Below are 12508 nucleotides of genomic sequence, written 5' to 3'. Positions count from 1 at the left end.
CAAATGTCAATGGTCTTGACATTTGATGGCGGCCTATCTTAACGTGGCGTCAGTGGGAGGAATTTATGAGCGAACAGCCAGTGTTTCGCATTGAGGGCGTGCGTAAATCCTTTGGGCCGGTGACGGTACTGCAGGGTGTGGACCTCGACCTCAAGGCAGGCGCAGTGACGGTTTTGATGGGTGCCAACGGTGCCGGAAAATCCACGCTCGTGCGCATCCTCTCCGGTGTCTATAAGCGCGATGCCGGAACCATCACGCTGGCGGGCGGTGTCTTCGAACCGGCAAAACCGGCCGAGGCGATCCGCGCGGGTGTTGTCACCGTGCACCAGAACATCAATGACGGCGTCGTCGCCGACCTCGATGTCGCGACCAACCTTACGCTGGACCGGCTGAACGGGCGCGGCGCGCGACTGTTCTTCAATCCGCGCCGGGTACGCCGCGAAGCGGCTGCGGTTGCCTCGCGCATGGGGCTTGCCATCGATCTTTCGGCAAATATCAATGACTTGACGCTTGCTGACCGCCAGATGGTGGCGATTGCACGCGCCATGGCGCATGAACCAAAAGTGCTGATCCTTGACGAACCGACCTCGTCGCTTTCCAGCGCCGAGGCGGACCGCCTGTTTGACCTCGTTGACCGGCTGAAGGCACGGGGCGTCGCCATTCTCTATATCTCGCACCGCATGTCGGATATCCGCCGCCTTGCCGACAGTATCGTGTCGCTACGCGACGGTCGCATCACTGGCCGCTTCGAAGGACCGGAACTTGATTACGAAGGCGCGGTCAATGCCATGCTGGGTCGCAAGGTGTCCGCCGGTGCAGTTGATGTGCGCGATGCTGGCCGTCCGGTCTTCAGCGTGAGGGGCCTCAAGTTGTCAGAACAGGCACGGCCCTTTGATTTCGATCTCGGTGACGGCGAGATTGTTGCCGTTACCGGTCTTGTCGGTGTCGGCAAAACGGCGCTGGCAGAAACGCTATTTGGCGCGCGCGCCCCGGCAGCCGGCGAAATGACGCTGGATGGCATGCGCTATGCGCCGAAAACGACGGGCCAGGCTATTGTCGAGGGCGTTTTCCTTGTTGCCAAGGACCGGGCGATCAGCGGCATCGTGCCCGATTTTAATATCTACGAGAATATCAGCCTGCCGTTTCTGCGCCGCCTTTCGACTTTTGGCATTGCCAGCCGCCGGGCGGAGAAGGCATCGGCGCGCCAGCAGATTTCGTCGCTCAGTGTTGTTTGCCGCAGCGAGCGCGACGAGATGCAAACGTTGTCGGGCGGCAATCAGCAGAAGGTTATGGTCGGCCGCTGGCTGTCCGAGCCATCACGGTTGCTTATTCTTGACGAACCATTCCAGGGCGTCGATATCGCCGCCCGCCGTGATATCGGTGAGAAACTGCGTGCTTCCGCGGTCGGGCGCACCACCATTCTTTTCCTGACGGAACTCGACGAAGCCTTCGAAGTCGCCGACCGCATCCTCGTGATGTCGGAACAGACCATCGTGGGCGAGCACCGCAATGTCGACATCGATGTCGAGCGGCTGCTCTCCGAGATTGCCGGACAATTCCATCAACAGGTCAGTGCATGATGATAAGTGAAGAGAGCAAACCCGCCGCCACCGGCACCGTTCCGCCAGCGGCCCTGAATATCCGGGAAACCGCGATCAAATATGGCTTCCTCGTGCTGCTTGCTGGCCTGGTGCTCTATTTCTCATTGGTCACCGGCGGTTTCGCCTCGCCGCAGAGCGCGGTCTTCATCCTGCAATCTGTATCGATCACGGGCATTCTGGCGCTTGGTGTCACGGCGACGCTCGTCGTCGGCGGTTTCGATCTTTCCATCGGTTCGGTTGCCACCACTGCCATGATGGCCTCGTCCTATGTGATGGTGGTCATGGGCGGGGACGCTCTGACGGCGACACTCGTCTGTCTTGCTGTCGGCGTACTCGTCGGCCTCGTCAATGGCATTATCATCGTCTATATGCGCGTTCCGGATCTTCTGGCGACGCTTGGAATGATGTTCCTGCTGCTCGGTTTGCAGCGCATCCCGACCGAAGGGCGTTCGATCGCAACGGGCATGACGTTGCCGGATGGCTCGACCGCAACGGGGGCTTTTAGCCCAGCCTTTCTGGCGCTTGGCCGTCACCGCTTCGATTTCATCCTGCCTAATCTCGTGCCGGTTTCGGTCGTCGTGCTGATCGTGCTGGCTATAGTCATCTGGTTCTTCCTCGAATACACCCGTTTCGGCCGCATGATGTATGCCGTCGGCTCCAATGAGCGCGCGGCAAGCCTCGCCGGCGCGCCCGTCAATGCCTACAAGATCTCGGCCTATATCATTTCCGGGGTCTTTGCCTCGATCGGCGGCATTCTGCTTGCTGCCCGGCTTGGGCGCGGCGACATCGCTTCGGGCAACAATCTGCTTCTCGACGCCGTTGCTGCTGCCCTCATCGGCTATGCCGTGTTGGGCGCTGCCAAGCCAAATGCGTTCGGCACAGCCGTCGGCGCTCTCTTCGTCGGCATCCTGTTGCAAGGCCTGACGATGATGAACGCTCCTTACTACACCCAGGATTTCGTCAAGGGAGCGGTGCTCGTCATCGCCTTGATCTTCACCTTTGCGCTCTCGAAAAGAGGCAAACGCTGAGGCGGGAACCTTCAGCGGGCTACCAATATTCATCAGTGGAGGAGACTGAAATGAATTTTACTCGTAGAACCCTGGGCAAGTTGACGCTCGGGCTGATGGCCGCGGCAACTTTTGCCGCGCCATCCCTTGCTGCAGATATGCCGAAACCTTTCGACAAGCCCGGTGATGTGAAGATCGCATTGGTCCGCTATCTTTCGACCGGTGATTTCTTCCAGTCATACCTCGCCGGTGTGGAAGCGCAGGCCAAGTCGCTGGGTGTCCAGCTACAGGTGTTTGACAGCCGTCAGGATGCGGCCCTTCAAGCAGATATGGTCGATCAGGCCATCGCACTCGGCGTTCAGGGCATCATTATCCAGCACGGTTTGACGGAGTCCATGAAGGAAGCGGCCAAGCGCGCGGTCGATGCGGGAATCAAGGTCGTTGCTTTCGATGTAAACGTCGAGAACGAGAAGATTCCTCAGGTTGAACAGTCCGATCATGACCTCGCTCGTTTGGCACTCGAACAGGCGATCAAGGACAATGGTGAGAGCTTCAAGGCTGGCTATGTCTATGTTGCAGGCATTGCGCCGCTTGATCGTCGTGACGAGACATGGAAAGAGTTCAAGGCGAAGTATTCGGGCATCAACGAAGCTGCCCAATTTGGTACGATGGACAATCCTATCGCCAATTCGGTCGCCAATCAGGCACGTTCGGTGATTTCCGCCAACCCCGATATAACCGTGATGTTTGCTCCTTATGACGAATTCGCCAAGGGTGTGAAGATTGCCGTCGACGAAGCTGGCATGTCATCCGACGTAAAGATTTACTCGGCCGATATCTCGACCTCCGACATCGCGGCCATGCGCGAATCCGGTTCTGCATGGGTTGCGACGGCCGCGACCAACCCGGCTGTGGTCGGTCAGGTTTCCGTACGTTCGCTTGCCATGCTGCTTGCTGGCGAAAATCCAGGCAAGCAGGTCATCGTACCGCCGACGCTGATCACGCAGAAAGATCTCAACGATCAAGACATCAAGAACATGGAAGAACTCGGTGTGAAGCTGCCGCAGTTTTCTCATGCCGATGTCGCTATGCCCGCATGGATGCCAAAGCCCTGAATTCGGGGATGATGGAATGAAGAAAGGGGCGGTCCATCGGGCCGCCCCTTTTGTATAGCCGGTTGAGGGAAGGGCAGTTGCCTGCCCTCAACCCGGAAGATCAGCGCATAGCGGCTGCAATGTTGCCGCCATCGACGGTGGTCACGTCGGCAGTCGTGCGTTCGGCGAGCGCGTGGTGCACGAAGGCGCGAGCGACGTCTTCTGCCGTCACTTCGAGGCCGAGCAGGTTGCCGCCCATATATTCTTTGACGGAGAGGCCCCGCGCCGCCGCACGGTTGGCGATCATCTCATCGTTCAGCAGGCCGGAGCGGATGCGGTCTGCATTGACGGCATTGACGCGGATGTTGTCGGCACCGTGCTCCAGCGCGTATTGCCGTGACAGGAAAAGCGTTGCCGCTTTCGGCAGTCCGTAAGCGCCGAATTTCGCGCCGGGATTGACTGCCTGCTTGGAGGCATTGAACAGCAGTACGCCGCCGGTCTTCTGCGCCTTCATGATGCGCACGGCATTTTGTGCGACAGTCTGGTGGGCGAAGAAATTCAGCTCGAAACTCTTGCGCAGCAGCGCATCGTCCATCGTGGCAATCGGGCTTTCCCAGGCCGCCCCCGCATTCGACACGACAATATCGATGCCGCCAAAGGTCGCCACGGCCTTGTCGAAGGCAACACGTGCAGAGGTGGGGTCGGTGATGTCGCAGGCAATGCCGATGGAGTTATTTCCGGCAGCCTTGGCAGCCGCCGCGGCCTTCTCGCCGTCGAGATCAAGCGCTACGACATGAGCGCCCTCGGCTGCGAATGCCTTGACGACGGCAACACCGATGGCCCCCGCGCCGCCGGTGACGACCGCGACCTGTCCCGTGAACGGCTTCGGCTTGGCGCCCGCGAGCTTCGCCTGTTCCAACGACCAGTATTCAAGGTCGAAGAGATCAGGACGGCTGACTGGTTCAAAACGACCGACGCATTCGGCATCGCGCGCCGCTTCGATCCACATCTCACCAACATCGCTGGCGATGGTCGCATCCTTGAAGGTCCGGCCATGGCCAAACATGCCAAGGCCCGGCACCAATGTCAGGCGCGGCATAGGATCAAGCATGGTGCGCTTGACGTTGTCGCGCCCGTCGTTGTTGTGGAAGTACTCTGTATATTCGGCGGCGAAGGCGGCGACATGCTGATCGATAACCGCGCGGTAACCGGCAAGGTCGTCCGTGGCAGGTGCAGGCAACACCATCGGTCCGGTCTTGATGCGGATGGAAAGGTCGGGTGTGGAGACACCGCGTGCTGCCATGTCCGCAACTTCGCTGGCATTGACGAAATCGAGAATGGCCGGAGACGTGCGGAATACGCTAATCATCCGGTCGTAGCGGCCTTCTCCCTTATCAACGGCCACGGCGCCGCGCAGCATGGAGGCGATGTCACCCGGGCTTGCCAGCGAAGGGGGCAGGGCAGCGGGTGTGAACGGATTGCGACCGTTGTTCTTGACGTGATCCTCTGCGATTGTGACATAGTGGATCATCCGGTCATAAGCTTCCTTCGCCGTCGCGCCGAATGTGAAGATGCCGTGTTTGTCGAGGACAAGACCTTCGACTGTCGGGTCCTGTTCGAAAACCTCCGCTGCGGCCTTGGCAAGCGCGAAGCCTGGCATGATATAGGGCACGAAACCCATCTTCGTGCCGAATAACTCGGCGCTCATCTCCCGGCTCTTCGCCTGGTCGGCAATGGCAAGGATGGCAGTCGAATGGGTGTGATCGACGAATTTGTGCGGTAGGAAGGCATGCAGCAATGCTTCCACCGACGGGTTCGGAGCTGAGGGTTCGATCAGATTGGCGCGCAGCAGCGTCACCATGTCTTCGTCCGAGAGTTTTGCGAGCTTGCGGCTCTTGAGGAGCGCACTGATTTTTACGGCCGGGAGTCCTGCCGGTTCGATCGTCCCCATGTCCCAGCCGCTGCCCTTGACGCATAGGACCGCATGAGCATCGCCGACGAGATCGGTTACCTCGGTCTTTACCGATGTGTTGCCGCCACCGTGCAGAACCAGCCTTGGCTCGCCGCCTAGAAGCCGTGTCGTATAGGTACGCAGTGCGAGATCGCGGTTAATGCCCTTTGCGGCATAGTCGGTAACGACTTTTTCCGCCTCTTCATCACGCCAGAGATTTTCCATGGTGTTCAGCCTCCCGATAAACCGGTCCGACCGGCATCGGTGGACCCAAATATTCTTTCACGCCTTATCCAAACCGCCCTGGCCCAAATCACTCTTGACGAGTCTTTCCTTGGTCCAGCGCTCCAGAATGCGTCGCGCCATCGAAGTGGTGACGACAAGGTGGGAGGCAAAGCCGCCCTTCAGCGCTGCCATCAGCGGATCGAACTTGTTGTCTTCCTGTACGACGAGCATGCGCTTCTTGATGGCGCGAATGGAATCGAGATCGGCGGAAATGCAGCGCCGGTTGTGATTGCAATCCAGCCACTGGCCATCGCGATCAATCAACTGGCCGGCAATGACGCCGGCTGCGCCCTTTTCGCCCATGGCATGCATGTCGGCAGCCGAAAGCGCGCCGCATTTGACAAGATGGCTGTCGTCCTCGATGCCCCCGACGGAATAAAGCGCCAGATCGCAATCCGAGATTGTTGCGAGCTGCTCCTTGATGACAGGCTCGCCGCGCAGTTCGTCGGCAAGGCGCTCGGACGAAAGCACGAGCGGCGCATAGAAATTGATGCCTTCCGCATTGAGGCGACGAGCGATTTCCGTGGTGCACTGGTCTGGCCGGTAGGAATAAGGCGCACCGAGATTGCCGCAGAGCTGGACGACGGTAACGCCACTCAGGTCAGCGAAGGGCATCACGTCGGCAATGTGATAGACGGTGCGGCCCCACGCGACGCCGACCCGGTCGCCCTTGTTGAGGAGTTCGAGGAAAACAGTGGCGGCGACCACCGGCATTTCCGCTGCGGGGTCCATCGCCTGGCGGTCTTCCGGTACCAGCCAGACAGAGGTCAGACCTGTCGCGTCTTCCAATTCCCTAGCCAGAACATCGTCCGAAAAAAGCTGCGAAGAGGTAGAGATCGTGACAATTCCCATTTCGCGCGCCTTGCGTAGATACATGGCGATCGAGGCACGAGAGATTTCGAGCCGCTGGGCAACTTCATCCTGCCGCAGGCCGTGCGTGTAATAGAGCCAGGCGGCTTTGTGGATGATCTGGTCAATCGGTCGGACGGGCATATGGGTTCTTCCGTTGGAGGTTCTGACATTAGTCATCGATGCTGACAAAAGTCAATACTCCAACGCAAGGCAATGCTCATGATGAGCTGAAAAGAGAAGTTTAACCTGTTATCGCGACGCACGCCCCAGCATGCCGCATGTGTCAGGTTTGTAAATCATTTCATAATGCAAGATTATGCACCGGGTTATATGGCCGGGGGCAGGGCGGTTTCCTGATAACGATCGGGCGACGTTAGAGCACGTTTCTATCTGATTGGATCAGATTGGCGCTCTAACTTATTCTATTTCAAGAATAATCTTGATCGTCTTCGTTTCAATCCGGCCGGATTATGCTGTAAGAGGCCCGACACCGTTTTTGTATCAACGATGTCGGAAGAGTTCCGCATCAGGAATTGGCTCGCCTGCGATCGCGGCCGTGATGTTTTGCGATGCGATCATCGCAAAGGTGATACCGTTGCCACCGAAACCCATCGCTGCGAAAATGCGTTCATATCCTGGAACACGGTCGATAATCGGCAAGCCGTCTTTCGTGATACCAAAGGGTGCAGACCAGATATAGTTCGGCTTATCTATCGCGACCCCAATGAGATCATTCAGCTTCCGTGCGATGATCGTCGCCTTATTTTCCAATTTCTTCGGGTCGTCGTTGCTGTTTTGTGATTGTTCGTCCTCCCCGCCGGCGATGATGCGTCCGAATTTATCGGTTCTCAGGTAGAGATAAGGATCTGCAGCTTCCCAGACCAGCATGTCTCGCATCCACGCTGGTACATTATGCAATGGTTTCGAAGACAGCGCCCAGGTAGACGCAATGCTATGTGATTTCGCTTCCATCTGAGGAAGATACTCGTAACCGGTGCAGAATACCGCATATTCCGCTGCCAGAACCTCGCCTCGTCGTGTCGCCAAGGCGACGCCAGAAGGTAACTCTGCCATGTCGGTAATCTCGACCGGGGAAATGATCTGGGCATTGCGCTTTAGAACCGCGCGCAACAGCCCGGCGGTCAGTTGCGCGGGATTAGCTGATGCAGAAACGTCTGACAAAATCGCGGCAGGCCTGTCCAGTCCAAAGCGCTCCATGAGTGCGGCGTGGTTGAGATAATCAGCCTTGATGCCGATTTTGTTGCGGGCGGCCGCCTCATTGGCTAGTGCTTGCGCTCCCATTTCGTTGCCTGCCAGATAAAGCGCTGACTTGCGAGCCATCTGGCAATTGAGCTTCAGTCCGACCGATAAATGAATCAACTCCTGAACTGCCTGTGCTGACCGTTGCCAGGCAGTATTGGCTGGTTCATCACCGATTTTAGTGTGCAACCTTGTCAAAGGTATATCGATTTCATGCTGAATCATTGCAGTGGAAGCCGAGGTCGAACCCCGTACCGGTGGCCGCCGGTCAACGATTAGTACGCGTTTTCCAATGCGTGTCATCGCTTCCGCCATTAAAGCTCCCGAGATGCCCGCTCCGACCACAATGACGTCGAAAGACTCACAAGGTAGGTGTTGATTTGCCTGCACGGTGGAGTTTGGTGTTCTGACCCAGAAAGGAGTGCCTGTTTGCAGGGTGTCTTTGCGGGTTACTGCGTCACGATCGATCATGAACAATATTCTCCGAAGATAAAGCCAACACTCTTATACTAGGGCGCTGAGATGCTAACGCATCACGCCCCGAAAATGCTCAATCGCCGCACAGGCTTAACCAAAACTCGATGAGTTTGAATCATCGAGTTTTGGTATTAGTTATCGCGACGAATAAAATATTGGTTATTGCCCTTGTAACTTGCGTCACTTCATTCAGAAACTTTGCGATAACCGCGCAGTCGAGGAGATATTCTCTCCCTATTTGTATTCAAAACGTTGAATTTAGCAAAGTAGCCTTCACATGCTAACTGACGGACTGGTCTGTCGTGTCTGGCGACAATTCTGGTTGTTCGATTTTAAATCTGAATATATCGGATTTTGATACCGTGCGGAGCGATTGAAATGAGCACGGACAGTTCGTGCGGATCGCAGAACATCTCAATGTATTTCTTAGGGTGCCGATAGGGTCAATCGGCACCCTGTTTCTTGCAGAAGCGATATCGTCAAGCCCGATCAGTACGAGAGCAAAGAATATTCATGCTAACGCTTCATAGCTTGGTGTGGAACCTTGCCATGCCGCAGAGGCTAATGTCCGATCGATTTTTCCTAGAGTGGTTCCAGTTAAAACGGAGTCCCTGGAACCGCTCTAAGTATTTGTTTCGTCGCATTATCCTACGCAAAACCGCTTCGCACTTTTGCTGGAAATGCTCTAGACGACGAGTGCGAGCGCGCGGACTGGCGATCCTGTGCCCTTCACGAATTTCAGGGGTGCTGCGATCAGGATTGCACCCTTGGCAGGCAGTTGGTCGAGGTTACTCAGGCTTGCCAGTCCATATCGGTTTGCCTTGTGCATAAGATTGTGTGCTGGAAACGGTGGGGTCATGGCTCCTGCGGATCCTGCATCCGTACCGACTGTTTCCTGGCCCCAACCGATGATGCCTTTGGAAAGCAGATACTCGATTGCTTCAACCGTTGGCCCTGGAGAATGTGGGCCGTTTTCATCGGCATTCAGAAATGTATCGACCGAACCATTGCGCTTGTACCAGTCGGTACGCATCAAAACCCATGATCCGGCTTCAATTTCGCCATGCTCTGCTTCCCATTCCTTGATGCTGTCCACCGTCAGCAGATAATCGGCGTCGGCGGCGGCCTGTGCGGAACGGTCGATCACGTTTACGGGTGCAACGAAGTTCTGTGGCGGGATCGTATCGGTGGTGTTGTTGGAGTGATCCTTGCCGGTGATCCAGTGACAGGGGGCATCGAAATGGGTGCCGGTGTGTTCGCCTAGCTCTATCCAGTTCCACGCCCAGAACGGACCGTCTTGATCGTATTGGCTGATAGTGTGAACTTTGACGTTAGGCGTGTTTTTGCCGAATTGTGGGGGAAGGTAAAGGACAGGCGTATCCGGACCGAGTGGTGCGGTGATGTCAACTACCTTGACGGCGCCAGACAGTAGTCCGGACGCGAGACTTGAAAGAGCAGATGTATCGTTCATAAAATCCCCATTTCGTCCTGAGCCGGCGCCAGCATTATTGTACGGTCCTTGATGAACCGGTCTCTTTCGGACGTTGGTTCGAAGCCTATGGCAGGGAATATGCTCTTGCAAGTATCTCTTTTGTAAAAATCTCCATGGAGTTTTCCAGTGGCTAAAGAATGCGCGTCGCAAAACCCTGTTTGCCATGAATTTTTGATTGGTATGGCTTTGTGCAACTGGCAATGAAACATCGGGGGAAGTAACCTGAATATATGCATTCAAGTATAATATTGGATGGCTGGGCAAACTGAGTCTGTATGTCGGCGGTGCTCAGAACTGGATTCTTCAACGTTCGATTGCGTTAATGGAAGGTTTTGACGTGACCTGTTGACCAATAAAGGGCAGGGCTAGGGTGATCAGGTTGATTTAGACTTGAAATATCGGCTGCCTGGGGCAATTCTCGTTGATTGCAGCGCAACGAAATGCATCGGGCAGTAATAATGGACCTCGAATTTATAGTCACTGAAGCCGATGAGGGCGAAAAACAGGAACTGCGTCTCTGGCTGCGTATGCTGGCAACAACCAGACTGGTTTCACAGGAAATCCGCCGCCGTCTGCGCAATGAATTTGGCGTTACGCTGCCACAGTTTGACATTCTTGCTCAGCTTTATCGGGAACCGGATGGGTTACGGTTGGGGGAACTCTCGCGGCGGACCATGGTGACCAATGGCAACATCACCGGTTTAATCGAGCGGCTGGAAGCCGATGGGCTGGTCCGTCGTGAGACGCCCGGTGCCGACAGGCGCGTCACTGTCGCGCGATTGACCGATTCGGGGCAGGCGGTTTTTGCAAAAATGGCACAGGTCCACGAAAGCTGGTTACGTGACCTGATGGCTGAGGTTGACCGCGACACGATCGCTTCGTTGTTGAGAGATATGAAGCTCGTCAAGAAATCGGTAGGCAATCACCTCATGGATGACGATGAAGAATAGTGTCCACTCATTGTCGATTGTTCGATAAGGCTCCGATTGTTCTCCTGTCCTTGTGCCAGCGTCTGGATTAAATATAAATAATATCAATTAGTTATTGATGGCCGGGTTTATTTCTGTGCGAACGGAAATTGTCATGGAAGATTCCACTTGCTAATTTGATCAAATGATCCTTAGATGTAAATGAACGTCGGATAACGATCCAGGTTGAAGCCGCGCTCATGCGGCCTGCTCAGAACAAAAATGTGAAAACAGCGGAACCGGGCGGTGCTGGCTTGAGCGCGCCGACTGATTAAGTCGCTGGAAGGCTGGCTTTGACCATCGCTGCAGGGCGAAGGGCAAAGGCGGAGAACAACAGGAGAGATAGATTCATGGTCCGCCTTGCCAAACGTATCACCGAAAGCTCCAAAAAGTCCTTTGGCATGTATGCCCGGGCGGCGGCGCTTGGCGCAGGTGACCTCATCCACATGGAGCTGGGCAGCCCACATGCCGATACGCCCCGGCATATCAAAGAGGCGACGGTCAATGCGTTGATGGCTGGCGATGTCCATTACTCGCATTTTCAGGGCATTCCGAAATTGCGCGAAGCGCTGGCCGCCCGCCTGCGTGAAAAGAACGATATGGATGTTTCCGCTTCCGATATCGTCGTCACCAACGGGCTGACTCACGCGTCCTTTGCAGCTTTCATGGCGCTGCTCGACCCAGGAGATGAGGCAATCCTGTTGGAGCCTTATTATCCCCAACATATAGGCAAGATAGAACTTGCTGGAGCCAAACCCGTTCTAGCACCGTTGGATGCCAGCGACCGTTTTTCCATCAAGGCGGAACTGATCGAGCCGAAGATCACAGCCCGCACGAAAATGATTGTTCTGATTAATCCGTGCAACCCCACAGGGCGGGTCTATAGTCGCGAGGAACTGGAAGTTCTGGCGGACATTGCTCGCCGTCACGATCTTGTTGTGGTTTCGGACGAGGTCTACGAAGAGATACTGTTCGATGGTGCGCGCCATGTTTCAATCGCTTCGTTGCCCGGCATGAAGGAGCGAACGATTTCAATGTTTGCTTTCACCAAGAGTTTTGCCATGGATGGCTGGCGGCTCGGTTACCTCACGGCGCCCCCGCATCTGATCGAAGGCATCTTGAAGATCACGACCAACGACGTCACTCATGTGAATACATTTATTCAGGCGGGCGCGCTGGCGGCGGTCTCCGGCCCGGAGGAGATATTGGCCGAGCTGGTGACGGAAGACAAAGTGAAACGCGACATTGTCGTATCGCGGTTAAACCAGATGTCGGGTGTCACGTGCGACTGGCCAGAAGGCACGATTTATGCGTTTCCTAAAATCGCTGCACTGGGTCTCAAGTCTCAGGACATCGCTGAGCGCATCATGACAGAGGCAGGCGTTGTCCTGGAGGCGGGGAGCTTTTACGGAGCGGGCGGCGAAGGGCATTTGCGTGTCTGCTTCGGTTCGCAATCGCTTGCGCGTGTCAATGAGGCCATGGATCGCCTTCAGCGGTTCTTCGGCTCTCTTTGAGTGACTG

General features: G+C 56.0%; 9 protein-coding genes. 5 read left to right on the top strand and 4 right to left on the bottom strand.

From position 1 onward, the window contains the following. Positions 1–65 precede the first annotated feature (65 nt). The 3 genes from ACYSN1_RS09465 to ACYSN1_RS09455 are packed head-to-tail and all read left to right on the top strand — an operon-like array spanning position 66 to position 3723. Positions 66–1580, top strand: a complete 1515-nt coding sequence (locus ACYSN1_RS09465) for a sugar ABC transporter ATP-binding protein (RefSeq protein ID WP_461725443.1) — start codon at positions 66–68, stop codon at positions 1578–1580. Then, positions 1580–2629, top strand: coding sequence for an ABC transporter permease (locus ACYSN1_RS09460; protein WP_140019394.1), 1050 nt, complete (start codon positions 1580–1582; stop codon positions 2627–2629). The genes ACYSN1_RS09465 and ACYSN1_RS09460 overlap by 1 nt, the downstream gene beginning before the upstream one ends. 50 nt (positions 2630–2679) lie before the next feature. Next, positions 2680–3723, top strand: coding sequence for a substrate-binding domain-containing protein (locus ACYSN1_RS09455; RefSeq protein ID WP_140019220.1), 1044 nt, complete (start codon positions 2680–2682; stop codon positions 3721–3723). A gap of 100 nt (positions 3724–3823) precedes the next feature. Here the strand turns inward: ACYSN1_RS09455 and ACYSN1_RS09450 are convergent, their stop codons facing one another. The 4 genes from ACYSN1_RS09450 to ACYSN1_RS09435 all read right to left on the bottom strand — a co-directional run bounded on the left by ACYSN1_RS09450 (position 3824) and on the right by ACYSN1_RS09435 (position 9998). After that, a complete protein-coding gene (locus ACYSN1_RS09450; RefSeq protein ID WP_461725442.1) occupies positions 3824–5878 on the bottom strand; it encodes a bifunctional aldolase/short-chain dehydrogenase in 2055 nt (684 codons plus the stop codon). A gap of 57 nt (positions 5879–5935) precedes the next feature. After that, positions 5936–6967 (bottom strand): sugar-binding transcriptional regulator, encoded by a 1032-nt coding sequence (locus ACYSN1_RS09445; RefSeq protein WP_461725441.1) that lies wholly within the window; start codon positions 6965–6967, stop codon positions 5936–5938. Between the two features lie 324 nt (positions 6968–7291). Next, positions 7292–8521, bottom strand: a complete 1230-nt coding sequence (locus ACYSN1_RS09440) for an NAD(P)/FAD-dependent oxidoreductase (RefSeq protein WP_461725440.1) — start codon at positions 8519–8521, stop codon at positions 7292–7294. A gap of 691 nt (positions 8522–9212) precedes the next feature. Continuing rightward, positions 9213–9998, bottom strand: coding sequence for a cyclase family protein (locus ACYSN1_RS09435; protein ID WP_461725439.1), 786 nt, complete (start codon positions 9996–9998; stop codon positions 9213–9215). Between the two features lie 479 nt (positions 9999–10477). Here ACYSN1_RS09435 and ACYSN1_RS09430 point away from each other — a divergent pair, with 479 nt between their 5' ends. Together ACYSN1_RS09430 and ACYSN1_RS09425 are read left to right on the top strand one after the other, a co-directional pair. Beyond that, a complete protein-coding gene (locus ACYSN1_RS09430; RefSeq protein ID WP_461725438.1) occupies positions 10478–10969 on the top strand; it encodes a MarR family winged helix-turn-helix transcriptional regulator in 492 nt (163 codons plus the stop codon). Positions 10970–11337: 368 nt separating this feature from the next. After that, entirely contained in the window at positions 11338–12501 is a 1164-nt protein-coding gene (locus ACYSN1_RS09425; RefSeq protein WP_461725437.1) for a pyridoxal phosphate-dependent aminotransferase, read from the top strand. Positions 12502–12508: the final 7 nt, after the last annotated feature.

It is taken from the genome of Brucella sp. LJL56, assembly GCF_054871705.1.
Note: the sequence above shows the minus strand (reverse complement) of the source record. Positions and strands in the feature narration are given on the sequence as shown.